This window comes from uncultured Psychrobacter sp., from assembly GCF_947500265.1.
GTDB lineage: Bacteria > Pseudomonadota > Gammaproteobacteria > Pseudomonadales > Moraxellaceae > Psychrobacter.
In genome coordinates this window covers 35,865-59,231 of sequence record NZ_CANMRN010000011.1, presented here as the reverse complement: position 1 = coordinate 59,231, position 23,367 = coordinate 35,865, and the positions used below count along the sequence as shown (strand labels likewise).

Sequence of the window (23,367 nt, the reverse complement as noted above, 5' to 3'; positions counted from 1 at the left end):
TGCTCTTTAGTGCAAACAAAATCAAATTTTCGAAAAATTAAAACTTTGATGTTTGTTTATCTTTGTGGATGGTCTGCATTGTGTTTTTCATGCAATTTTTGACGCAGTACTTTACCGACATTACTCTTCGGTAGGTCGCTCACAAACTCGATGTGGCGTGGACACTTATAACCCGTTAGATTATCTAATGCAAAGTCCGTAATCACTTCTTTGGTAACGTTATTGTCTTCAGGTACTACGTATATTTTGACCGCTTCACCTTGATGACTATCAGGAATACCAATTACCGCGCAGTCAAGAATACCATCACAGTCAAGCATCACAGACTCGATTTCATTAGGGAATACGTTAAATCCTGAAACCAAGATCATGTCTTTCTTACGATCTAGCAGTTTGATATAACCCTTGTCATCCATACTGACAATATCACCAGTGCGGAAATAACCATCACTAGTAAAGTCAGCACTACTGTCTCTGTTCAGGTATCCAGAGGTTACGTTAGGGCCTTTAATACAGAGCTCGCCCCCTTCATTTAGATCTACATGTCTACCGTCTTCATCGATAATAATGACATCTACGCCAGGTGCCGGTACACCGATAGTACCGTTAAACTCACGATTGGTAATAACGTTAGCAGTGCCGACTGCAACGCCTTCTGTCATACCCCAGCCTTCGATCATCGCGCAGCCAGTCACTTCTAACCAGCGATTCGCAGTTTGCTCAGTAGCCGCCATACCACCAGCTTGTGAGATACGTAAAGAGCTAAAGTCCAAATCTTTAAAGTTAGGATTATCGAGCAGCCCCTTAAAGAGTGTGTTGACTGCAGGGAAAATATGGAACGGTTGTTTTGATAAGGTTTTAACAAATCCAGGAATATCACGTGGATTAGGTACTAGTATAAAGGTATAGCCTGAGCGCATACCAAGTAAACTCAGCATGAATGCAAAAATATGATAGAGCGGCAGCGCCATTACCATATTGATATACACTTCGTTGATTTCTGACGTAATAGGGCGGGTCCATGCCTCGGATTGCATCGCTGCTGCTACGATATTACGCTGTGACAAAATAGCGCCTTTCGAAAGACCTGTGGTACCGCCTGTATATTGTAAAAATGCTTTTTGATCCAAAGACATTTTTGGTTGCTGAAAAGGTAGGTTTTTACCTTTTTTCAATACTTCAGGGAATTTAGTGACGTGGTACTTAGGATCATTAAGATTGTACTTGGGTACTAAGCGTTTGACCTGACGAATAATTGTATTGACCAAAATACCTTTTAAACCCATCATATCGCCCATTTTCGATAGGATGACACGTTTGATAGCCGTTTCTTCAATGACTTGCTCAAGCGCTTGGGCAAAGTTATCGACCACAAAAATTGCTTGAGCACCAGAATCGTTAAGCTGATGGCGCAATTCTCGGCCAGTATATAGCGGGTTGACAGGGGTGCATACATAGCCTGCACGCAATATCCCAATCATAGTTGGTAGATACTGTGGAACGTTTGGCATCATGAGAGCGACGACACTACCTTTTGGCAAGCCTTGGTTCTGTAGCCAAGCGGCGACTGCCATCGAAGCATTATCAATATCACCATAAGTATGAGTCACTCCCATACAAATGCTCATCGGATGTCCACGGAAGCGATCGAAGCATTCTTCGTACAGCTCCATAATGCTGCTATATCTATCGGGGTTAATGGTTTTTGGCACACCGGCTGGATATTGAGAAAGCCAAGGTTTGTTCGATATCATAGTTAGCATCCTTGCGATTTGATATAGGCTAAAGTATTTTAAAAAGGTAGTTGTCAATCTATCAATGGTACAAACCACTACTTATTTAAGTGGTATCTACCGTAATCAATAGCATCCCTGTCTATTGATTAATAGCTAGTTTTTTTGCTGCTGTCACAGCATTTTATTCAATGAGTATTTATATAAAGCATTAAATAGAACAAATAAATAAAAAGTTCAGTAATAAAAATAATGCTCGTTCTAAAAATATTTATCTGCAACTTACAAATAAAGTATCAAAAAAACGATACATTTGAGCAATACATTAGCATGAATTTAGTCTAAAACAATAACAGTAAGCGATACTGATCAGTACATATATTAACTTATAAGAATATATTGACTTTGTTATCTCATAAATGAAGTATTAAATAGCTAATATTGATGAGCTGATAAAACGCAAAGGGATATAGATGCCAAAATTATCGCGGTAAAATGAATTGATCTTTTTTATTAAAGAATCTTCGATAAATAAGTAAGGCACTGATGGTGCAGCCAAGCGTGCTGCTGACACATATCAGGAACATAGTGACTATTTGATAGCGTACGGCTTGAGAGGGATCGGCGCCCGCTAGGATTTGACCCGTCATCATGCCTGGTAAGCTAACAATACCGACGACTAGCATAGAGTTCAGGGTTGGGGTCATGCCATTAGTGATAGCTGCTTTTATCTGTTCATGGACGGCTTCGAATGGCTTAGCAGATAGACTGAGCATCATTTCTATGCGCCCTGATTGCTCATGAAAGGATTCAATCAATTGATTGCTCGTCAACGAAATGGCAGTCAGGGAGTTTCCTAATATCAGACCCAATATAGGAATAATGAATTGTGGTGTATACCAAGGCTCAACATTCAAAATCGCTATAATCGCAATCGCCGTTACTAATATTGCTGAGATGCCAACTGCTAATAACGTATCTGTTAATAACCCTTTATAGCTGCGTTTAACACGATTCTTGGCGGCACTTGCTGCAATTAAAGTCATGACCGTTAAGATAAGTAGCACTTCATACCATTGTTCACGTGCGAAAATCCACGCCAGTATTAGCCCAATAAAGCTAAGCTGTATGATCGTACGAAATGCCGCTATCAAAAGGGTCTTGCTTAGCTTTAAACGTAAGCGCCAAGAGATGAGTAATACAATGATAATTAGGCTGCTAGCAAGAGCGATATCACCATAAGTGAGAAATATTTGCATATCATTCGTACCACTCGTATGAGCTTATTTAGGAAGTAATTATGGTAATAATACAAGGTGAGGGTTAAGGTTATTAACGTGTTAAATTGTCTGAGCAACTATACGACGACTTACTCATTTGATTAAATATTGCCAATCAAAAAGATGTCAAGAGTCTGCAGTGAGCACACCTGCTTGCATATGCCAGTGTCTATTTGCCAAAGGCATAATATCTTTTGTGTCGTGAGTCACCCATAGGAGTGTACGCTGTGCATCTGCGTGCAACCAGTTGATAAGTAAGTTGACTAGCTGTGCTGAAGTGTCCATGTCCAAAGCAGCAGTTGGTTCATCTAGCAATAGAACTTGTGGACTGAGTTGCAATAGACGTAATGTATTGACCAGTTGGCGCTCGCCACCAGATAAATGCTTAGCGTCTTGTTGCAAAAAATCTGCACTTCTATCTAAGTGTTCAAGCTGAGCAACATGCCAGTCTATGTCAAAAGTCTGCGATTGGTGAGCATATAATTGATAAGGCATTTGTAAGTTTTCAAGGACACTACCGTCTAACAGTTGTGGATGCTGAGCAAGTAGGGCGACCTGCTGGCGCCACCGTATAGGCGCAGTCTCATGCATATCGTGATAAACATTACTCGACGTGTCATCGTGCAAACGAACAGTACCGCTGCTCATTGGTAATAATCCTGCCAATACTCGCAATAGTACTGATTTACCGCTACCAGACGCTCCTGTCAAAACAGTGACTTGCCCTGACAATAACGTACCGCTTGCACCACTTATTAGTGCTAGAGCAGGAGTTGATGGTTCTTTATCTAGTGAAGTGTTTGCGGTTAGCTTGCTTGTCCATTTTTGATAAATGCTAGACGGCATAGAGATTTTATTCGAGGCTTCTTTGCTATCTTTAATGCTATGAGTACGTATCGTCCGTTGGCTATGTACCCATAGGTTATCAAATTCAAGCAACACTCTATCCGTATCTATGCTCATAGCGTTCTACTGCTGACCATTTACTTGCTCGTTGATAGCTTGTTCGATCGTAACGCGCAGTTTTTTTGGCACACGAATAGGACGCATTGGTGGAGTTGTCGCTGCAGTATCTGGTTTATCGCTGCCTATTTCGTCATTACTCATTGGCTCTGGTTTGACGAGGTTTTGTACGCAGGCAATGACGATTTTGGTACTGCTTAGTAGCTGGCTATCATCTGTTTCGGTAGTGCCATGATTTGGTAGATTGCGGTATATGCTTTGGTAAAATATGATGCTGGCAGGTTTTAGCTCCACTTTATCGATACGTACGCTAATTACCTCATCTAATAGAATGGCTCTTTTGTATTGCAAGTCCGCCTGACTCACGACAAAATGCTGTACTTCACCACTGTCAGTCTGCAAAAAATAGCCATTTAAGCCTAGCTCAGTAAACCAGTCGCGTCGGCAGTTTTCAAAAAACACCAAGTGATTGGCGTGATAGACTATACCGCCAGCATCAGTATGGTTAATATAGACGTTATAATCTTTAGCAAATAATGGTTTGGTGTCATTATTCATGGCTGATGTCGTATTTTTTCGCTTAATTGTTGTCATAGTGATGCTCGATATTTTTAATAAGTATTGTTGAATAAAAGTGTTTCAGATAGACCAATAATAGATAGTGCTTATAATAGAGTTACTCTAGCTCAAGATATCAGGCCATGCAACCGCTAGAAACGCTTACATTTGTTATCATAGTCGTTTATATTTCACCTATTTATAGAGCGCTATATTCTAACCAATCAGTATAGGACAGTTTATGACCCGTTTTGTCAGTTTTAACATCAATGGTATCCGTGCACGTCAGCATCAGCTCGAGGCGGTGCGCGAGGTAATCGATCCTGATGTCATGGGCCTACAAGAAACCAAGGTTCATGATGATCAATTTCCGCTTAGCGATATCGAAAGCCTAGGCTACCACGTCGAGTATTTTGGACAAAAAGGGCATTACGGCGTTGCACTATTATCCAAAGCTGCACCTGTGTTTGTACAAAAAGGCTTCCCTGGCGAAGATGAAGAAGCCCAAAAGCGCTTTATCCATGCACGTTATGAGTTTGAAGGTCGTGAAGTGGATGTGCTCAATGGTTACTTCCCGCAAGGAGAGAGCCAAGATCACCCGACCAAATTTCCAATGAAGCGCGCTTATTATGCCAATTTGATGGCTTATATTGATACGCTAAAAGCAGAAGGTCGTTCGATTATCGTCATGGGTGATATGAATATCGCACCAGAAGATATCGATATTGGTATTGGTGAAGTTAATGCCAAACGCTGGTTGAAAAACAGAAAAACCTCATTTCTGCCAGAAGAGCGCGAATGGTATTCAGCATTGATGTCACGTGAGCTGACAGATACTTACCGCCTGCATTATCCAGAGAGCACTGAGTTATACAGCTGGTTTGATTATCGCAGTCGCGGCTTCAATGATGAACCTAAGCGCGGGTTACGTATTGATCATATCCTATGTACCTCAGACTTAATCGATAAATGTATCGATGCTGGTATTAGTTATGAGCTACGTGCTATGGAAAAACCCTCTGACCATGCACCGATTTGGTCAGCATTTGACCTAAAGAAACAGTAATACTTATATATAGTCAATCTCATGTCAATTAGATACGATGATTAGCTTGTTCAGTCTGCTGGTTGTAGTGCTACAGCTAGTTCTTCTTGTATCTGAACTGTCTTGAACTGACTATAGTATTTATCACTTTGTATTCCGTAAATAACGATAAAAATTGAAGAATAAGGATTTTATTATGGCTGTTGGAAATGTATCAGTACCTGACGTTATCTATCCTATCGACGGCATCAAGCTCAGTGCCACAGCGGCAGGCGTTCGTTATAAAGACCGCGATGATCTAGTAGTTATCGAAATATCTGACAAAGCTACTACTGCGGTTGTCACCACTAAAAACACCTTTTGTGCAGCGCCAGTGCGAGTATTGCGTGAGCACTTTGCTAAGGTTAGTCCGCGCTATTTAGTCACTAATACTGGTAACGCAAATGCAGGTACGGGCGCTGATGGCAAGCGCCGCGCTATTGATATCTGTACAGCGTTGGCTGAAAAGGCCGGTGTAGATACCAATACGATATTGCCATTCTCTACCGGCGTGATTGGTGAGCCGCTAAATAGTGATGCGGTCATCGCAGGTCTGGATAATGCATTGGCTAACCTAGCGTCTGATAGCTGGCTAGCCGCTGCTAATGGCATTCGCACAACAGATACCATTCCTAAATTGGCCAGCCAAAAAATTGATGTAGCAGGTACTAGCTATCATGTTACTGGTATGTCTAAAGGCTCAGGAATGATACGCCCGAATATGGCAACTATGCTAGGCTATGTGGCGACAGATGCTAATATCGCTGCTGACGTATTGCAAGAAATGCTAAGCGCTATCAATGAACAGTCTTTCAACCGCATTACTGTCGATGGCGATACCTCAACCAATGACTGTTGTGTGTTAATCGCAACAGGTGCTGCTAGCTCAGAGGTGATTGATAGCCCAGAGCATCCACATTATCAACCTGTATTTGATGCATTGGCTGATGTGTTTGTCCGTCTGGCACAACTGATTGTACGTGATGGAGAAGGCGCTACTAAATTTATGACGGTCAAAGTGACTGGCGGTCAAACCACGCAAGAATGCTGCGATGTGGCTTATGCAGTCGCACATTCACCCTTAGTAAAAACGGCATTCTTTGCTAGTGATGCTAACTGGGGACGCATATTAGCAGCAGTGGGCTATGCTGGTATCGAAGACCTAGACACAGAGCAAGTCGATGTGTATCTAGACGAGGTAATGATTTGCCAAAATGGCGGTGTTGCACCTGACTATACAGAAGAGGCGGGCAAAACAGTCATGAGCCGACCTGAGATTACCATTCATATCGACCTTGCACGTGGCGATGCTAGTGATACCGTATATACCTGCGATTTATCATACGATTATGTCAAAATAAATGCTGATTATCGTAGCTAGTCATTTTAAACAAAACAGAATTTGCATAGTTATATAAGAGCCAGAACATATATTGTTCTGGCTTTTTAATGTCAAACTTCTGCTCAGTAGCAAATAACTCCGCTATTCAATACGCTTCATTAACATCAGTTGCAAAAGCTGACGTTACTTTACAAAGCAGTCATAGAGGGTAAGACGACTAGCGACCTATACTGGTTCCAGTAAGAAGCAAATGACCTTGTTAGCTTGTAGCAAAGCAAGATAAGGTGTTCAAAATAATAAGTTTATCTAAGTAACAATGAGTACAATGAATTATTAGCTAACTCAATAAATAAGTCAGTAACTAAGCTATCAATAAAGAATCAATAACAATTATCTGAGGATTGAATAATGAAGAAATTAGCACTTGCAGCATTAATGACGACTTTTGCCCTTTCTGGTTGCTCTACGATGAGTATGGATGATGAGCGCACGATGGTTGTTGAAGGACAACCTATGAATGTAAAAGTAGTAAATATCCCGAGTTTTGAAGTGGAAATTGCACCGCGTAAAGCAGTGTGTGACTTGACTGCTACTGATGGCAGCATGGTTGAATCACAGTGCTTGCAGTATCGTCAGACCTATCAGAAAAACTACACTACGCTAAACGGTAATATTCAAGGCTTTACTTATGAGCCGAACTATCGTTATGTCCTAGATGTACGTCAAGAAGCAGTAACAGCAGAAGGCTCAAACGTAGTGCAGCCAGTTTGGATTCTAAACGAAGTGGTATCAAAAACTGCTGAATAATATTAGTAGTAATATATAAATGATAAAGCAGTTATAAAAGCAGTTATACCTGACAAAGAGGCCTCTAATTCGTTAGAGGCCTTTTTGTTGTTTCTATTATAAGTAAATTAGTTTTTGAGAATTCAGATTAGCATTGACTGTAATTGACACTAACGCCGCGCGTTGCTGTAGGGATTCTATTATCAGCATAAACTGCCAGGCCGCCTCGTGCTGTTTCTTTATATTTATCAGACATATCGGCACCTGTTTGCTTCATCGTCTCTATCGCTTTATCTAAAGATACGAAGTGTTGACCATTACCTCTACAGGCTAGACGTGCTGCATTGATTGCCTTGACTGCACCCATCGCATTACGCTCGATACAAGGCACTTGTACCAGTCCGCCAATAGGATCACAGGTAAGGCCTAGATTGTGTTCAATACCAATCTCTGCTGCATTTAGGCATTTGGCTGGCGTGCCATTCATGATTTCTGCCAGTGCAGAGCCTGCCATTGCACATGCAGAACCAACCTCACCTTGGCAACCGACTTCAGCACCAGAGATTGAGGCATTTTGCTTGATAAGGCTACCGATAGCAGTAGCATTTAGCAAAAACTTACGAACCCCATCTTGGCTGTAGTTGGGCAAAAAGTCACGATAATAATGCAGTACGGCAGGAATGATACCTGCTGCGCCATTGGTTGGAGCAGTGACTACTTTGCCGCCATTGGCGTTTTCTTCATTGACGGCGAGCGCGTACAAATCGACCCAGTCCATAGCGGCTAACTTATCAGTTTTGGTGATAGGTTGGTCTTTTTCAGCGCACAGCTGCGTATGCAAATCTTGGGCACGGCGCTTTACATCTAATCCGCCCGGCAAGATACCGCCATTTTCACAGCCTTGTTTGACGCAGTCTTGCATGACTTCCCAAATGCTATCTAGATAAGCAAATACTTCTTCTTTGGCATGGAAGTGACATTCGTTTGCTAGTACCAATTCGCTGATGCTCAAGTCATGCTCACGACATTGCTCTAGTAGCTCTGCTGCGTTATTGAACGGGTAGGGAACTCTATCGATGGTCGGGCTGGCATGATCTTCGTCTGGGTTAGTTGCATTTTCTTCATTGATGACAAAACCGCCACCGACTGAATAGTACGTCTGCTGACAGCGAACGCCTTCAGTTGAGATAGCGCGTAGCGTCAATGCATTAGGGTGATAAGGTAGCACAGTATCGTCATACCAGTAGATGTCTTGCTCTGTATCAAAAGCAATCGTATGCGTGCCTGATACATTGAGAATCTTGTCAGAGAAAATAGGAGATAGGTAGCTACTGGTCATGCGTGTGTCTATCGTGCTAGGCGTATGTCCAAGCAGTCCTAACAAGATAGCGGTATCTGTTGCATGGCCTTTTCCGGTCGCCGCCAAAGAGCCATACAGTTCAATCTCAATGGTCTTAATTGCAGTCAGTTCCATCTGCTCAGTTAGCGAGGTCAAAAATAAGTTTGCAGCGACCATCGGTCCGACTGTATGCGAACTGGATGGGCCGATGCCGATTTTAAATAAATCAAAAACACTGATCATAATAAGTCACCAAAAATTTTAAGCGCTTTAGCCTATTTTATCTATGGCATTGGGCGCTTTTATGAAAAATATAATAGACAGCCATCGCTCCTAGTCACCATTGATAGGTGGGCGCGAGACACTATTTATGAAGGTTATAAGGTAAATGAGCACTGAGGGCAGTTGAATAATAACTTTTATTTATTTTGAAACTCCGTTATCATGCTCGCAGTCAACAACTATGTAACATCCTGTAAGTTGGTTATCATCATAAAATAAGACGGATTAAAAAAGACTAAATTTTTCAGTCAGACACATCCGTATCAATACATTTAGTAAGATATGGCTATCATACCAAATAATACTTTTGGTTTGTCATATTACAACATAAATGAATGAATTGGGATGACATATTCTAGATAGAAAGACTTAACGTTCTGCTATTTATATAAGCCCTTAGAAATATGTCCATTTATTAATATTCTTATTTTATCAGTTATTCTAGCCTATTACTTTAGCTTAGCTCACATAGGACAAGCGCGCATGCCATCTCAAAAAGACCCTTCATCAGCGTCAGACAATAGCGCTCAAGATCTATCGACTCAAAATGCCTTGGAGTCTGCAGGCATTGATTCAGCCGCTATCAATTATCCGCACAATCCAGATTTTGAAAATGGCCGTTGGTTTCCGACATGGCGTCCTTATAAGGGCGACTTGGATCGTGATCCAGTCGGTATCAACGATTATCTACCTCCGTCAAAAAGCGTATTGCTCGGTATACAGCATACCTTTGCGATGTTTGGTGCAACCGTGCTTGCGCCTTTATTGATGGGGTTTGATCCTAACTTAGCTATCTTGATGTCCGGTATCTGTACGGTAATGTTCTTTATGATTACTGGTGGGCGCATGCCGAGCTACTTGGGATCAAGCTTTGCTTTTATTGGTCCAGTCATCGCGGTGACCGCTTATGCAGGCGCAGGGTTCAATGACAATCTAAATGTTGCGCTAGGCGGTATTATGGCCTGCGGTATCATTTATGCATTGATTGGTCTGCTAGTGATGAAGACGGGTACAGGTTGGATTGAGCGTTTGATGCCACCTATCGTGACGGGTGCGATTGTCATGATTATCGGTCTTAACTTGGCGCCAGTGACCATTCAAGGCGTGTCTGCCAATCAGTTTGATGCTTGGATGGCTACCTTGACCGTACTGCTCATTAGTGGTGTTGCAGTATTTACTCGCGGTATGTTGCGTCGTCTATTGCTACTCGTCGGTCTGGTACTGTCGTACGTTGCTTATTTTGTCATGACCAATATTTTAGGATTTGGTACTGCGATTGATTTTAGTACAGTAGCTGCTGCTTCATGGTTTGGACTACCAAGCATTCATACGCCGCGCTTTGAGATGAGCGCTATTATCCTAATTGCACCTGTGGCTTTTATTTTGGTGGCTGAAAACCTAGGACATTTTAAGGCAGTAGAGGGCATGACCAAGGCTCGTGTGACCCCTTATATGGGCCGAGCATTTTTGGCGGACGGTTTAGCCACGACTTTTTCAGCAGGGTTTGGCGGTACAGGTGTCACCACTTATGCTGAAAACATCGGTGTCATGGCGGTTACCAAAGTGTATAGTACGACGATATTTGTCGTAGCAGGATTGGTTGCTATCATATTGGGACTGTCACCAAAGTTTGGTGCGATTATTCAGACTATACCGGCGGCTCTATTGGGCGGTGCTTCTATTGTTGTCTTTGGTCTTATTACTGTTGCTGGGATAAAAATCTGGATCGATAGCCATATTGATTTTAGTAAAAACAGCAACCTAATCATCGCGGCAGTGACGGTCATTATGGGTACTGGTAACTTTAGCTTGCACTTAGGTGGCTTTGATTTAGGCGGTATCGGTACTGCTACTTTAGCCGCTATCGTGTTAAATGCTTTGTTTAACCAAAGTTCTGAAGCGAAATAAGTAATACTGATGAGAGTGAAGTTTGCGCCTATCAAATAAATATGGTCAAAGCATATCTCATCTAATAAAAAGCGCCCATGCTATCGATAGCATGGGCGCTTTTTTTATGGCAGTGTTGAACAACAGTCTTGAAAAAAATCAATATTACTTATAATTTCGCTTATAAAATCTTGAAAAAAAACGATAGCGGCGAAGGGCGCGTGGCTTTGGCTTCAATGAGCCTAAGTAAATAGCAAACATCGTTAGTAATGCGCCACTCCACTGTAAAGTGTTAATCGGCTTGTCCAGCCAGCTATAGTCAATGACAAGGGCTGCAATAGGCTCAGTCAACAATAGCAGTCCAGTCAGTGCCAGAGATAGCTTAGGGATAGAGTAGGCAATCAATCCCCATGCCAAGCACTGCATCACCGTACCATAGATAAGCACCCAGCCAATCTCAGACCATGTATTGGGTAGGATATTACCTGTGTCAAATACAAACATCGGTATAATCATGGCTAAGACGCCGCCGATACTGATCAGCTGCATTAGCATAAATATAGGTGTCGGTTCAATGTCATGCGTTTTGCGGATAAAGGTCATTGATGCAGCTAGCATGGCACCTGACACAATACCAGTAACAAAGCCCCAAGTCGCAGCAGTGTTATGTGCGAATTCAGGGCTACCTATCATCGCCACGCCCAGCATTGCCAAAAACAAACTAATAAGCTGCACGATAGACTGACGCTCATTGAAATACATAAACCCAATCGCGGCCAAGAAAAATATTTGCAGACTATTAAGCAGCGTCGAAATACCAGGCCCAACCGCATAAATACTCTCATGCCACAGCGCCAAATCTAATCCTAAAAACGCCCCTGATAGTAGCGCATAAAAAATGGCGCGTCTTGATTTGGGCATACGTTGGCCCATTATCTTAGCCAATACCGCAAATACAATACCAGAAACAGCCAATCGCCAAAACGACATGGCCCAGCCACCAATATCGACGTGAGCGACAATTAAGCTGCCCAATCCAAAAATGATACAACCAATGACTAAGCCAATAGGTGCAGATCGCGTTGAAGCAATAGCCATAATTTATCCTTATAACAGTATTTGAATAACAGCATTTTGAATAACAGCACTCTTATTATCATTGCATCATGTCAGAACTTATGTTGACACAAAGCCATATTGTCGTGGTTTTAAGTACAAAATGAAATGGCAAAACCATAATTTATTATGCTGAATACAGATATTCTCGCTGTTCGGAAAATTTCTGAGTATGTCAGACGCAAATAAATAACCAAAGTATTTGATATGGCTGCGTTTTTAGAAATAGACTTATGACAGTTGGGTAATAGTACTTATATCAAAATATTTGTATCAGGGCGACGATTCGTAGGAGTAGGAAAGAGCATAATGTATACAAGTGATATTTCTACACAGAGGATATGTGTGTAGCACTTTAAGCGACATTAACGCTGCAACACATGTATAGTAGATTGACGATATAATGTACTTAACGTCTGATTTTTTATACAAAACAATCTATATTATTTGTCTAGGTTTATTTATGCTTCAACGATTGCTATCAAAAAAACAGCCACATACATTGTCTGGCTCGCTACCAAAAATATCGCAATACGGTGTCGTCGTGACAATGCTATCTAGCGCATTGTTTTTGATGCCTAGCGCACATGCCGCCAGTTGTAAAATCCCAAAAAGTTATTATAAAAACGTCTCCTGCACGGCTAGTAGTAGTTACTTTTTGGCGATCAAAGACTTTGGTGCGCCAGTGGCTTTAATTGATAAAAAAGGCAAACGAGTCGTTGATTTATCACGTTATCAAAAAGTCGATGCCGATAAACTGTCAGGCGGTCTGTTGCCTGTACTGCGCAACAGTCGCGTTGGTTATCTTAATATGCAGGGCCGCGAAGTCGTGCCTGCTATGTACGATATATTGACAGAGAGTCAAGGTTGGGCGCGTCCTGTATCGGATGGGCGTATCGTGGTAAAAAAAGAGGGTAACTATGGTGTGATTAATACATCCAATAATACCGTTATCTCGTTTTCTGCAGCGATTGATGATATCGATAATTATCGTAATGGAGTGGCGCGTGTACGCAAAGGCCGTGCAACCAGTTGGGTGGATAAAAACGGTAATGCAGCGAATGATCCAAATGCCCAGAATGACACTCAGGCAGTAAATAAACCTACTTCTTCTAACGAAAAACCTAGCGCGGCATCACAGTCTGTACCAGCGCGTTTTACGACGCTTCAATCGCGTCAGCAAGATGGTAAATGGGGTTTCGTCGATGACAATAATGTCACGATGATTACGTACTCATTTGACGAAGTGCGTCCGTTCTCTGAGGAGTATGCTGGCGTGCGTATCGGTGAAGAGTGGGGGTTTGTCAATTTAGGCGGTGAGCTGGTGATTCCTTTTCGCTTTGCTAATAATGGTGTGAACGCTAACGATAGCTATCAGGGTAAACCATCCTTTGTATTTACAGGTGGTAAGGCGTGGATTGGTAACCTAAAGAATGGGAATAAAATGTGTATTGATAAGGAAGGCGCTGGCGTTGCTTGTGATTGATGCAATTGCTAGGGCGTGTCCTCATTTTAAAAATAGTGATAAAAATGAGATAAATCGCAGTCAAACAAGGATAATATCGAGATATTAGTCAGCTATTTGACGCCATTTGGCAAGATTTAGCCATTTTTAACCCATTTAGATAACTATCGATTGAATTGAGGACACGCCCTAGGATTAAATAGGCAATAAAAAAGAGTGTAAAACCTGTGAGTTAGCGATAGGTTTTGCACTCTTTTTTTGACACTGATGTGTTTAAAGCTATTTGCTCGATAAATGATTGCTGATTAAGTCAACCATATAAGGCTGATAATACTCTGGAATATCGTGTGCCATGCCTTCGATGAGATGGAACGTAGCATTAGGGATGGTCTTGGCAACGACTCGGCCCTGCGAGGCAGGCAGGAGTCCATCAGCACTACCATGTAATACAATCGTTGGTGCTTTAACTTGCTTACTAAATCGGCTGATAGAGCCTGATGCTAAGATAGCATTGAGCTGCTGTACTGTACCAAGCGGGTGGAAGTTGCGTTGATAACGAATCTTAGCAATTTCACGCACCATACGCACATTCACATGACCTGGTGTACCAACGGTCTTCATAAACCAAACGCTATGACGTACGATATCACGCTCAGAGTGGCTCTCTGGACGATTGATAAGGGTGTATAGCTGTTTGGGTTTTGGCGGCTTCAAAAATGCACGATTGGTCGTGGTAAACATAAGTGCCATTCGCTGTACTAAGCTTGGATAACGTGCCGCCACGATTTGTGCAATCATACCGCCCATCGAAGCCCCAAGCAGATGTGTCTTACCAAGCTTTAGTGCTTTAATTAGACGTGCGGTGTCTTCAGCCATGTCCGTCAAGTTATAAGCAACCTGTGTGCTTTTGTTAGACAGCCCTGTCTGTAGACGTACCATCATTTTAAGCTGGCTAATACGCGGCAAGCCTTCTATCTGTACTTTAGAAGACAAGCCGATATCACGATTATCAAAACGAATCACAAAAAAACCAGCATCGATAAAGCGCTTAATAAAATTGTCTGGCCAAAATATCATTTGTGAGCCTAGCCCCATGATCATCAGCAGCGGCGGATTGTTGGGGTTACCGCCAGCTTCGACACACAACTCAATACCATCACCGATGTCAATCATTGCTTGACGAAGGTGCTTACTCAAGTCAGAGTCGCGCCATTGATGCTCCCCAAACTTGCGCCACTCAGGAGTAGGGTAGTTATTCAGATGATCTTCTAGATTGTTATCTAGCGTTTCAGGCAATTTGGCACTATTGATGTCATTTGATTTTGTCATGAAGTGTCCTAATTAGAGGGTCATCTACTACAGCTCAAGCATCTCAAAATCAAGCTTGCCGACACCGCACTCAGGGCAAGTCCAGTCATCAGGGATGTCTTCCCACTTAGTACCAGGTGCGATACCTTCTTCTGGGCAGCCAAGCGCTTCATCATATATCCAGCCGCAGACAATACATTCATAACGTTTCATAAATAGTCCTATCGATCATTACCAGTATTACAGTTACAGCGTGCTATAAACGCTCATTTTTAATATTACAGCTATTATATTAGACTGCAAAAACGCACGTAGTTTAGCATATAACCGCAATTTTCATAGTTAAGTTTACACTTGTATATTGAGATGACTTTTCTTTTATCAAGTCAATCACATACGTTACCTTATTAGCGCTTAATAACAAGACTGGACGCCAGCCCGCCATACGAAAACCAATTATGCTATAATAATCGCCGCTAAATTCACAGTAATGCTTAGCATTTATCGCTGATATATCATCCAGCTGTTGTCTTATCTAAACTAACTAAACCATCTAAATACATAAGCTAAGGGTCATCATGAGTACCAATGCCGCCGCCACATCCGCCACCAACAATGAGACGTCTCATGTGCTCAATACTGACCATCCGTTTTGGCAGATTATTCGCACAGTACCAGACTTTCCAAAAGCTGGCATTGATTTTTACGACATTACCCCGTTACTGCGCAGTCATATTGACGCTGTCATCGATGCGCTGCTTGCCGCTTTGCCAGAAGGGCTTATGGACGAGGTAGATTGTCTGGGTGCAGTAGAAGCGCGCGGCTTTGTATTTGCCAGTATGCTAGCAGGCCGTCTGGGCAAAGGCATGATCTTGCTGCGTAAACCAGGTAAGCTGCCGCCACCGGTTGCCAACAAAGCCTACGCATTGGAGTATGGTAAAGACACGCTTGAGATGCAAAACAATCTACCGCCTGAGCGCGTACTATTGGTCGATGATATCTTGGCGACTGGTGGTACGTTGACCACTGCTTACGAGCTGTGCCAATCGGCTGACCATACTGTAGTCGGTGCGTTAGTGTTACTGGACTTGGTCGACTTGCATGGCGAGTTCCCAGTACCTGTTTATACGGTACTCAAAGCTTAAAATGAATTGCTATTTCTTTGACTACTAGACAGGTTGTATTGTCGATATAGTTAAACGATTCTCCAAATAAAAAAGCGCCCTGATACTATGTCAGGGCGCTTTTTTTGATGCTGTATTAATGTTTTTTAGTATTGTGTTAAGTAGGCTGTGTTTATTGCTCTTCGTCTTGTTCGTAGTCCTTACAAGACTGCTCTATCACCGTACGACCGACTGTCTTTGGTGTAGTGACTTTAAAGTCTTTTGTGGTCAATATTGGTTTTTCTGACTGCCATGATTTGGTTACTTTGCCTTCAGCATCGTAGTTAACGAAGGCTCGTCTATAGTAACTGGCGTCTTTACATGAAATGAGTAGTTGCTGCTCACTATGGTCAATACTGTTTTTTTCTTCCTTCGAGTCATCTTTATCGGCATCTTTGTCTTTAGGATAGGTTCTAAGGATAGATACCGTGATATTTTCGACGTCTTTTTCATCTATGATACTGATGTCAGAGCTTTCAATAGAATCCAAATCTATACTAAAAATTGATCCAGAGCTGCTCTCGGACACCTCTACCCAGTTGACTGCCTGGGCGCTGATCGCTAAAGCACTGCCTGCCAATAATATTGATAGCCGTTTCATATAAGCCTTGCTTCTTGTCATTTGAAGTAGGTAATGATAGCCAACTTACTATTAGTAGGCAAATATCTTTTGTGCCAGCCCAGTATCCGTCGTGCTCTGTCGTGTGGCTATTATTGTCCGCGAATGGCTGCTAATGTCTTAGACAGCTCGTCACGCGCCCCGATAAAACCATCAATACCCTTAGGTAATAAGTCCTGCGTAACCTTGTCTTGCTGATATGCAGCACTAAACTCTTCATGCGTTAAGCTTACTTGAGTCATCGCTTTCATATCCATCGACATACTCGGAGACAGTTGGCGAGTTACCTCGGTATCCATGGCTGCCAATTCATCAATGAGATTGGGAGCTATAGTCAACAAGTCACAACCTGCCAATGCCAAAATTTGCTCGGTAGAGCGGAAACTGGCGCCCATTACTTGCGTCTCGTAACCGTGCTGTTTGTAATACTGGTAAATGAGCTTGACTGACTGTACGCCCATGTCATCAGAAGCCGGTACGTTTTGACGGCTTTGTTGGCGTTTTTGCCAATCTAGAATACGGCCAACGAAAGGTGATATCAGGGTCACGCCAGCATCTGCACAGGCAATCGCTTGGTGTTGTCCAAATAGTAAGGTCAGGTTGCAGTGAATATTTTGAGTCTCAAGATAGCGCGCCGCCTCAATACCTTGCCAAGTTGCTGCCATTTTGATCAATACTCGCTCTGAATCGACGCCCGCTTTTTGGTAAGCATCCATAAAGGCCAGTGCCTTATCTATCGTCGCTTGAGTATCGTAAGATAAGCGAGCGTCAACTTCGGTAGAGACTCGGCCTTCGATCAGCTCTAAAATATCGCAGCCAACCTGAATGGTCAGCGCATCGATCACGGCATCCACGTCACCATTGTGACGACTCATGGTCTCTGACAACATACCTTGGTTGTCAGGATGAATCAGAGCCTTGGTAATAAGGCTTGGGTTGGTGGTTGCATCGATAGGTTTTAAACGGGCAATAGCGGCAAGGTCACCAGTATCAGCAACAATTGTGGTCATAGTGCGTAGCTGTTGTAATGCGCTCATCAGGTATCCTTTTTCTTATTAATCACATGATGCTCCTCTTATATATAGCGGGGTAGGGAGCTGAACTGGAACTGTAACACAGTTTTGGGCAGGTGTTGCTTCATAGTTATGCTATGCATCGCTGTTATCTGGCTCAGCTGTGCTAATATTAATAACAGTTGGTATATTTATACGCATTTACGCATGGGCACTGACCTTAGTTTTTGCTATAGTAGAGCCGGCTATGTATCAAGCTGCTGTATTTGGCAGTAAATATAGTATTAACGCCAAGTGGCACTAGCAATATAAGGTGTTTTTGATAGACTGTTTTGAGGTTGATTTTGAATATAGTTTCTATCATCAGTCTTAGTCTTTAACTAAAAACAGAAAACAGTCAGATTTGGCAATAGAGCTACCCTACGTAATAAAATGTAATAGCAATATTTAAATAATAGTAATATCTAACAGCGATAAAATCTAAAAAGGATGGGCGGTAATGAGCGAGCAGTCACCAGAGCAAACAATGGATAATCTAAATCAAACCACTACAGGCGCTAGCGATACCGCAACTGAAAAAGAGTTTTTAGACAATATTCGCCAAAATATTGACGCAGTAGACTGTGAGATCCAAACGTTAATCAATAACCGTGCAAAGCTGGCTCAGCAAGTAGCCATGGTAAAGAAAAATCATACCGCTGCTGATGACAATAGCAATCCTATCTTTTACCGCCCTGAGCGTGAAGCACAGGTATTAAAAGCTGTCATGGAGCGTAATGCAGGTCCAATCGCTGATGAAAAAATGGCGCGCTTGTTCCGTGAAATCATGTCAGTATGCTTGGATTTAGAAGCGCCGCAGCGTATTGCCTTCTTGGGCCCTGTCGGTACCTTCACGCATGCCGCTGCGCTCAAGCACTTTGGTAAAGCAGCTGATACCGTACCGATGACAACCATTACCGATGTGTTCCGCGAAGTCGAAGCAGGTACAGCGATGTATGGCGTGGTCCCTGTCGAAAACTCTTCAGAAGGCGTGGTCAACCATACTCTAGATGGTTTCTTGTCTTCTACCTTGAAGATCATTGGCGAAGTTGAATTGCCAATTCATCAAAACTTCTTGGTTGCTGAGCATACTAAGATTGATGGTTTGAGCCGTATTTATTCGCACCAGCAGTCGCTTGCTCAGTGCCGTCATTGGCTAGATGTAAACTTCCCTAATGTCGAACGCGTTGCTGTATCAAGCAATGGTGAAGCCGCTCGCCGCCTTAAAAACGAATGGCATTCAGCTGCGATTGCAGGTGACGTTGCTGTTGCAGAGTACGGTTTGCATAAGCTCTACTCAAATATTGAAGACAATCCAAGTAACACCACACGCTTCCTTATCATCGGTCATGAAGCAATTGCGCCATCTGGCCAAGACAAAACCTCTATCGTCGTCTCCGCTCATGATAAAGCAGGCGCACTGATCGAAATCTTGAAACCTTTGTCATATCATGGCGTATCGATGACCAGTATTGAGACGCGTCCTGAGCGTCCTAACAAGTGGGCATACGTATTCTTTATCGATATGAATGGTCATGTTAATGATCCAAACGTTAGCGCTGCCATCAATGATATTCGTCCATTGGTCAAAGATTTGCGCATATTAGGCTCATATCCAAAAGCTGTACTATAGACAACTACCTATAGATAATTACAGGCTTACTCACTGGTATTCATACATAATAGATGGGTCTTAGCTTTTGCAGATAGTATTCAAAAAAAGCATTTATAGATACCATCTAAGGATAAACCATGCAGACTACTCAATTGACCGTGTCAGATCTATCGCCGTTAACGCCAGCTTACGACAGTATTTTGGCATTGGCACCTTATCAAACCGGTAAGCCAATTGAGGAGCTGACACGTGAGTATGGTGTCTCAGACGTGGTCAAGCTGGCTAGTAATGAGAATCCAATGGGATGCTCACCCCGAGTGACGCTAGCAGTGACTGAGCAGCTAGGGCAGTTGTCACGTTATCCTGATGGCAATGGTTACTATCTAAAGCAGGCGCTGGCTGACTTTAACGATGTCAATGCCAATCAAATTACCTTGGGTAATGGCTCTGATGATTTGCTCGATATTTTGGCACGTAGCTTTGTGGGTGCTGATGATGCCATCGTCTATAGCCAGTATGCTTTTGTGGTATATCCTATGCTAGCGAAGATGCAAGGTGCCACGGGAATTGAAGTACCTGCTCAACGCTTCGGCCATAATCTAAAAGCCATGAGCCAAGCGGTTCAAGACAATCCGAATACCAAAATCGTCTTTATTGCCAATCCGAACAATCCAACGGGTACGCAGCTAGAGCAAAAAGAGCTGTATCAGTTCGTTGCCAGTGTACCAAGCTCAGTCTTGGTGGTACTAGATGAAGCTTATATCGAGTATAGTCCTGAGAGTAACAACCGCGCCTTATTGGATGAATTCGATAATGTCATTATTGTGCGCACTTTTTCCAAAGCTTACGGGCTGGCAGGTTTACGCGTCGGTTATGCTCTAAGCTCGGTGGCAGTGGCGGATTTACTAAACCGAATTCGTCAGCCATTTAATGTCAGCCGTGTTGGTTTAGCTGCCGCTGCTGCTGCACTTGCCGATCAAGACTTTATCGAAAAAACTCGTCTGATAAATGATGAGCAAATGCGTTGGTTAGAAAAGCAGTTTGACGCGCTAGGGCTGGGTTTTGTGAAGTCGCATGCCAATTTTATTATGGTCGAAGTGCAGGTTGAGATGGAAGATATAACTGCTGCTTCTATCCATCAGGCACTACTTGAACAAGGCGTTATTGTCCGTCCGTTGGATGCTTATGGATTGCCTAACTGGTTGCGTATCACAGTAGGTGTGGCTGAAGATAATCTGCGTTTGATTGATACTTTGCGTTCTATTTTGACTGAAGACTAAGCGCATCTATTAATATTTTTTAACTTAAAAATTGTTCTTAATTAGCCATTAAAATTTATAACACTAAGACTGGCCCTATCTATGTCTTAGTGTGTCCAACGAGAAAAGCCGTGAGTAGTCAGAAAAATAATAAACTTCAATCGTCTCTAAATACTACGCTACCTATATTTAAACAAGTTTGTGTGATTGGACTTGGGCTGATTGGTGCCAGTTTTGCGCAAGCTATTAAAGACAATGGCTTAAGCGCGCGACTGGTAGCAGTCGATAGACATGCACCAAGTATTACAGAAGCTATTGAGCATGGCCTGCTAGATGCAGGTAGTGCAAATTTACAGGACGTCATCGCTGGCAGTGATTTAATCATCATTGCAGTGCCAGTACAGGCAGTTCAAGCAGTGTTCGTTGATATCAAGCAAGCGATGGATAACGGACAGCTTGCCAGTGATTGCATCATGACGGATGTCTGTAGTACTAAGGTCAATATCATTGATGCCGCTAAAGCAGTGTTTGGCTCGCTACCGATAGGATTAGTGCCAGCGCATCCAATTGCTGGGGCTGAAAATTCAGGGTATCATGCGCGCCGCGCCAGTTTATTTGTCAATCATAGCGTCATTATTTGCGAGCTACCGACAACCAGTGCAACTGCTATTGCAAAGTTGCGACTATTATGGGAATCAGTGGGCGCAAATGTTATGTCAATGGATGCTGAGCATCATGACCGCATATTAGCGCACACCAGCCATTTGCCACATTTACTTGCCTTTAATTTGGTTGAGCAATTGGCAAGCCATGATGATAATTTAGATATGTTTCGTTATGCTGCTGGTGGGTTCCGCGATTTTACGCGTATCGCTGCCAGTGACCCTAAAATGTGGCATGATATATTTTTTGCCAACCAAAGCGCGATTGTCAGCGCCCTTGATGAGTATGGTGTCTATTTACAGACGATGCGCCAGCTTATTATTGATCAAGATTCAACTGCCCTGATGGGACTTTTGGGCCGCGCGCAAGCCGCACGGCGACATTTCGGCCATATGTTAGCCAGCACCCCTTATACGGATACTTCTGCTATGTCAGCTTCTTATAATATTACCCCTAGCAATACTGTTTCTGGCACCATCGCGATTCCTGGTGACAAATCTATCTCGCATCGCAGCATTATGCTCGGCAGTCTTGCCACAGGCGTGACAAATGTGACTGGATTTTTGGAAGGGGAAGATGCGCTAGCAACGCTACAAGCATTCCGTGATATGGGTGTGACTATCGAAGGCCCTGATAATGGCAACTTGACCATTCATGGTGTCGGTATGAATGGTTTAAAACCTAGCAAAACTCCACTGTACATGGGTAACTCTGGCACCAGTATGCGTCTGCTATCTGGTATCTTGGCAGCGCAATCGTTTGATAGTGTATTGACAGGTGATACTAGCTTGAATAAACGCCCAATGGAGCGCGTGGCGGCACCGCTACGCACGATGGGAGCTGTGATTCAGAGCACTGGTCATAGTGGTACTGCGCCGCTCAGCATCACTGGTCGTGACACGGTTGGCAAGCCATTACAAGGCACTGAGTATGATATGCCAGTTGCTTCAGCTCAGGTAAAGTCTTGTTTGCTACTAGCAGGTCTATGGGCCGAGGGTGCGACAACGGTCACACAGCCTGAGATTAGCCGTGACCACACTGAGCGTATGCTATCGGCCTTTGGTTATCCAGTAACCGTAGAAGGCAATCGCATCAGTGTCACTGGTGGCGGTACACTAACAGGCGGCGATATCGCGGTTCCTGCTGATATCTCATCTGCAGCATTTTTTATGGTAGCAGCGGCCATCAGTCAAAATAGTGAGCTTACCTTGACCCAAGTAGGTATCAACCCTACGCGTACTGGCGTCATTGATATTCTAAAATTAATGAATGCAGATATTAGCCTAAGCAATGAGACGCATGTGGGCGGCGAGCCAGTTGCTGATATTACGATTCGCAGCTCAAACCTAGTCGGTATTGAGATACCAGAGCATCTCGTACCACTGGCGATTGATGAATTTCCTGTGCTATTTATCGCAGCCAGCTGTGCACAAGGTCAGACGGTATTGACTGGTGCCAAAGAGCTGCGTGTTAAAGAATCGGACCGTATCGCTGTGATGGCAGAAGGGTTACATACGCTTGGTATTGATTGTACTGTAACTGATGATGGTCTGATTATCGAAGGCAAAGGCGTTGCTACTGAAAGCGGTGAAGTCAACAATAGCCAGCCTGTCTTTGGTGGTGGTCATATTGTCTCGCATCATGATCACCGTATTGCAATGAGCTTCTCTGTTGCCAGTCTGCGTGCATCCCAGCAAATTACCATTGAAGGGGTTGAAACGGTTAATACCAGCTTCCCAGGATTTGCTGAACTTGCCAACCAAATCGGTATGTCTATCCAAGTAGATACTAGTGCTGAGTAAGTCGCTAAGCTACCATTAACTCTTAAAAGTTTAATCTAACATCGTTAGCAA

Annotated in this window: 19 protein-coding genes; 9 read left to right on the top strand and 10 right to left on the bottom strand. The window is 43.1% G+C overall.

From position 1 onward, the window contains the following. Positions 1–56: 56 nt before the first annotated feature. The 4 genes from Q0788_RS13035 to Q0788_RS13020 form a co-directional block, all read right to left on the bottom strand. Positions 57–1,754 (bottom strand): AMP-binding protein, encoded by a 1,698-nt coding sequence (locus Q0788_RS13035; protein ID WP_298811369.1) that lies wholly within the window; start codon positions 1,752–1,754, stop codon positions 57–59. Positions 1,755–2,215: 461 nt separating this feature from the next. Next, positions 2,216–2,992 (bottom strand): iron export ABC transporter permease subunit FetB, encoded by a 777-nt coding sequence (fetB, locus tag Q0788_RS13030; RefSeq protein ID WP_298811367.1) that lies wholly within the window; start codon positions 2,990–2,992, stop codon positions 2,216–2,218. Positions 2,993–3,139: 147 nt separating this feature from the next. After that, positions 3,140–3,976 carry an ATP-binding cassette domain-containing protein gene (locus tag Q0788_RS13025; protein WP_298811364.1) on the bottom strand — a complete coding sequence of 279 codons (837 nt, stop codon included), beginning with the start codon at positions 3,974–3,976 and terminating at the stop codon, positions 3,140–3,142. Between the two features lie 6 nt (positions 3,977–3,982). Further along, complete coding sequence (locus Q0788_RS13020) at positions 3,983–4,570, bottom strand: thioesterase family protein (protein ID WP_298811362.1); 588 nt, start codon at positions 4,568–4,570, stop codon at positions 3,983–3,985. 205 nt (positions 4,571–4,775) lie between these two features. Between Q0788_RS13020 and xthA the strand changes: the two genes are divergently transcribed. The 3 genes from xthA to Q0788_RS13005 all read left to right on the top strand — a co-directional run bounded on the left by xthA (position 4,776) and on the right by Q0788_RS13005 (position 7,767). Further along, complete coding sequence (gene xthA / locus Q0788_RS13015; RefSeq protein ID WP_201571811.1) at positions 4,776–5,600, top strand: exodeoxyribonuclease III; 825 nt, start codon at positions 4,776–4,778, stop codon at positions 5,598–5,600. A gap of 175 nt (positions 5,601–5,775) precedes the next feature. Then, complete coding sequence (argJ, locus tag Q0788_RS13010; RefSeq protein ID WP_298811361.1) at positions 5,776–6,999, top strand: bifunctional glutamate N-acetyltransferase/amino-acid acetyltransferase ArgJ; 1,224 nt, start codon at positions 5,776–5,778, stop codon at positions 6,997–6,999. Between the two features lie 369 nt (positions 7,000–7,368). Next, a complete protein-coding gene (locus tag Q0788_RS13005; RefSeq protein ID WP_101204449.1) occupies positions 7,369–7,767 on the top strand; it encodes a DUF4377 domain-containing protein in 399 nt (132 codons plus the stop codon). Positions 7,768–7,894: 127 nt separating this feature from the next. Here Q0788_RS13005 and Q0788_RS13000 read toward each other — a convergent pair whose 3' ends face one another. Further along, entirely contained in the window at positions 7,895–9,328 is a 1,434-nt protein-coding gene (locus Q0788_RS13000) for an L-serine ammonia-lyase (RefSeq protein ID WP_298811360.1), read from the bottom strand. Positions 9,329–9,850: 522 nt separating this feature from the next. On the opposite strand from Q0788_RS13000, the gene Q0788_RS12995 reads away from it, so the two are divergent. Further along, entirely contained in the window at positions 9,851–11,275 is a 1,425-nt protein-coding gene (locus Q0788_RS12995; RefSeq protein WP_102092484.1) for a solute carrier family 23 protein, read from the top strand. Positions 11,276–11,419: 144 nt separating this feature from the next. Here the strand turns inward: Q0788_RS12995 and Q0788_RS12990 are convergent, their stop codons facing one another. Next, complete coding sequence (locus tag Q0788_RS12990) at positions 11,420–12,352, bottom strand: DMT family transporter (RefSeq protein ID WP_298811359.1); 933 nt, start codon at positions 12,350–12,352, stop codon at positions 11,420–11,422. Between the two features lie 481 nt (positions 12,353–12,833). On the opposite strand from Q0788_RS12990, the gene Q0788_RS12985 reads away from it, so the two are divergent. Next, on the top strand, positions 12,834–13,856 hold the full coding sequence (locus tag Q0788_RS12985) for a WG repeat-containing protein (protein WP_298811358.1): 1,023 nt from the start codon (positions 12,834–12,836) through the stop codon (positions 13,854–13,856). Between the two features lie 258 nt (positions 13,857–14,114). On the opposite strand, the gene Q0788_RS12980 is transcribed toward Q0788_RS12985, so the two are convergent. Together Q0788_RS12980 and Q0788_RS12975 are read right to left on the bottom strand one after the other, a co-directional pair. Then, positions 14,115–15,164: an alpha/beta hydrolase gene (locus Q0788_RS12980; RefSeq protein WP_102092481.1), complete on the bottom strand. Its 1,050-nt coding sequence runs from the start codon at positions 15,162–15,164 to the stop codon at positions 14,115–14,117. A gap of 27 nt (positions 15,165–15,191) precedes the next feature. Beyond that, positions 15,192–15,356: a rubredoxin gene (locus Q0788_RS12975; protein ID WP_057759803.1), complete on the bottom strand. Its 165-nt coding sequence runs from the start codon at positions 15,354–15,356 to the stop codon at positions 15,192–15,194. 365 nt (positions 15,357–15,721) lie between these two features. Between Q0788_RS12975 and Q0788_RS12970 the strand changes: the two genes are divergently transcribed. Next, positions 15,722–16,288: an adenine phosphoribosyltransferase gene (locus Q0788_RS12970; RefSeq protein WP_057759806.1), complete on the top strand. Its 567-nt coding sequence runs from the start codon at positions 15,722–15,724 to the stop codon at positions 16,286–16,288. A gap of 151 nt (positions 16,289–16,439) precedes the next feature. Here the strand turns inward: Q0788_RS12970 and Q0788_RS12965 are convergent, their stop codons facing one another. Beyond that, positions 16,440–16,907 carry a hypothetical protein gene (locus Q0788_RS12965; RefSeq protein ID WP_201566557.1) on the bottom strand — a complete coding sequence of 156 codons (468 nt, stop codon included), beginning with the start codon at positions 16,905–16,907 and terminating at the stop codon, positions 16,440–16,442. A 110-nt stretch (positions 16,908–17,017) separates the two neighbouring features. Further along, positions 17,018–17,962, bottom strand: a complete 945-nt coding sequence (locus Q0788_RS12960; RefSeq protein ID WP_298811353.1) for a transaldolase — start codon at positions 17,960–17,962, stop codon at positions 17,018–17,020. A gap of 475 nt (positions 17,963–18,437) precedes the next feature. On the opposite strand from Q0788_RS12960, the gene pheA reads away from it, so the two are divergent. From pheA to Q0788_RS12945, 3 genes are all read left to right on the top strand, one after another. Continuing rightward, positions 18,438–19,610 carry a prephenate dehydratase gene (pheA, locus tag Q0788_RS12955; protein ID WP_102092477.1) on the top strand — a complete coding sequence of 391 codons (1,173 nt, stop codon included), beginning with the start codon at positions 18,438–18,440 and terminating at the stop codon, positions 19,608–19,610. Between the two features lie 119 nt (positions 19,611–19,729). Continuing rightward, positions 19,730–20,872 (top strand): histidinol-phosphate transaminase, encoded by a 1,143-nt coding sequence (gene hisC / locus Q0788_RS12950; protein WP_298811351.1) that lies wholly within the window; start codon positions 19,730–19,732, stop codon positions 20,870–20,872. Positions 20,873–20,982: 110 nt separating this feature from the next. Next, positions 20,983–23,316, top strand: a complete 2,334-nt coding sequence (locus Q0788_RS12945; RefSeq protein WP_298811349.1) for a bifunctional prephenate dehydrogenase/3-phosphoshikimate 1-carboxyvinyltransferase — start codon at positions 20,983–20,985, stop codon at positions 23,314–23,316. The last annotated feature ends 51 nt before the right edge of the window (positions 23,317–23,367 follow it).

Coding starts and splice junctions, on each gene's coding strand:
- Q0788_RS13035 (WP_298811369.1), bottom strand. CDS start 1,754: ATGATATCGAACAAACCTTGGCTTTCTCAATATCCAGCCGGTGTGCCA.
- fetB (WP_298811367.1), bottom strand. CDS start 2,992: ATGCAAATATTTCTCACTTATGGTGATATCGCTCTTGCTAGCAGCCTA.
- Q0788_RS13025 (WP_298811364.1), bottom strand. CDS start 3,976: ATGAGCATAGATACGGATAGAGTGTTGCTTGAATTTGATAACCTATGG.
- Q0788_RS13020 (WP_298811362.1), bottom strand. CDS start 4,570: ATGACAACAATTAAGCGAAAAAATACGACATCAGCCATGAATAATGAC.
- xthA (WP_201571811.1), top strand. CDS start 4,776: ATGACCCGTTTTGTCAGTTTTAACATCAATGGTATCCGTGCACGTCAG.
- argJ (WP_298811361.1), top strand. CDS start 5,776: ATGGCTGTTGGAAATGTATCAGTACCTGACGTTATCTATCCTATCGAC.
- Q0788_RS13005 (WP_101204449.1), top strand. CDS start 7,369: ATGAAGAAATTAGCACTTGCAGCATTAATGACGACTTTTGCCCTTTCT.
- Q0788_RS13000 (WP_298811360.1), bottom strand. CDS start 9,328: ATGATCAGTGTTTTTGATTTATTTAAAATCGGCATCGGCCCATCCAGT.
- Q0788_RS12995 (WP_102092484.1), top strand. CDS start 9,851: ATGCCATCTCAAAAAGACCCTTCATCAGCGTCAGACAATAGCGCTCAA.
- Q0788_RS12990 (WP_298811359.1), bottom strand. CDS start 12,352: ATGGCTATTGCTTCAACGCGATCTGCACCTATTGGCTTAGTCATTGGT.
- Q0788_RS12985 (WP_298811358.1), top strand. CDS start 12,834: ATGCTTCAACGATTGCTATCAAAAAAACAGCCACATACATTGTCTGGC.
- Q0788_RS12980 (WP_102092481.1), bottom strand. CDS start 15,164: ATGACAAAATCAAATGACATCAATAGTGCCAAATTGCCTGAAACGCTA.
- Q0788_RS12975 (WP_057759803.1), bottom strand. CDS start 15,356: ATGAAACGTTATGAATGTATTGTCTGCGGCTGGATATATGATGAAGCG.
- Q0788_RS12970 (WP_057759806.1), top strand. CDS start 15,722: ATGAGTACCAATGCCGCCGCCACATCCGCCACCAACAATGAGACGTCT.
- Q0788_RS12965 (WP_201566557.1), bottom strand. CDS start 16,907: ATGAAACGGCTATCAATATTATTGGCAGGCAGTGCTTTAGCGATCAGC.
- Q0788_RS12960 (WP_298811353.1), bottom strand. CDS start 17,962: ATGAGCGCATTACAACAGCTACGCACTATGACCACAATTGTTGCTGAT.
- pheA (WP_102092477.1), top strand. CDS start 18,438: ATGAGCGAGCAGTCACCAGAGCAAACAATGGATAATCTAAATCAAACC.
- hisC (WP_298811351.1), top strand. CDS start 19,730: ATGCAGACTACTCAATTGACCGTGTCAGATCTATCGCCGTTAACGCCA.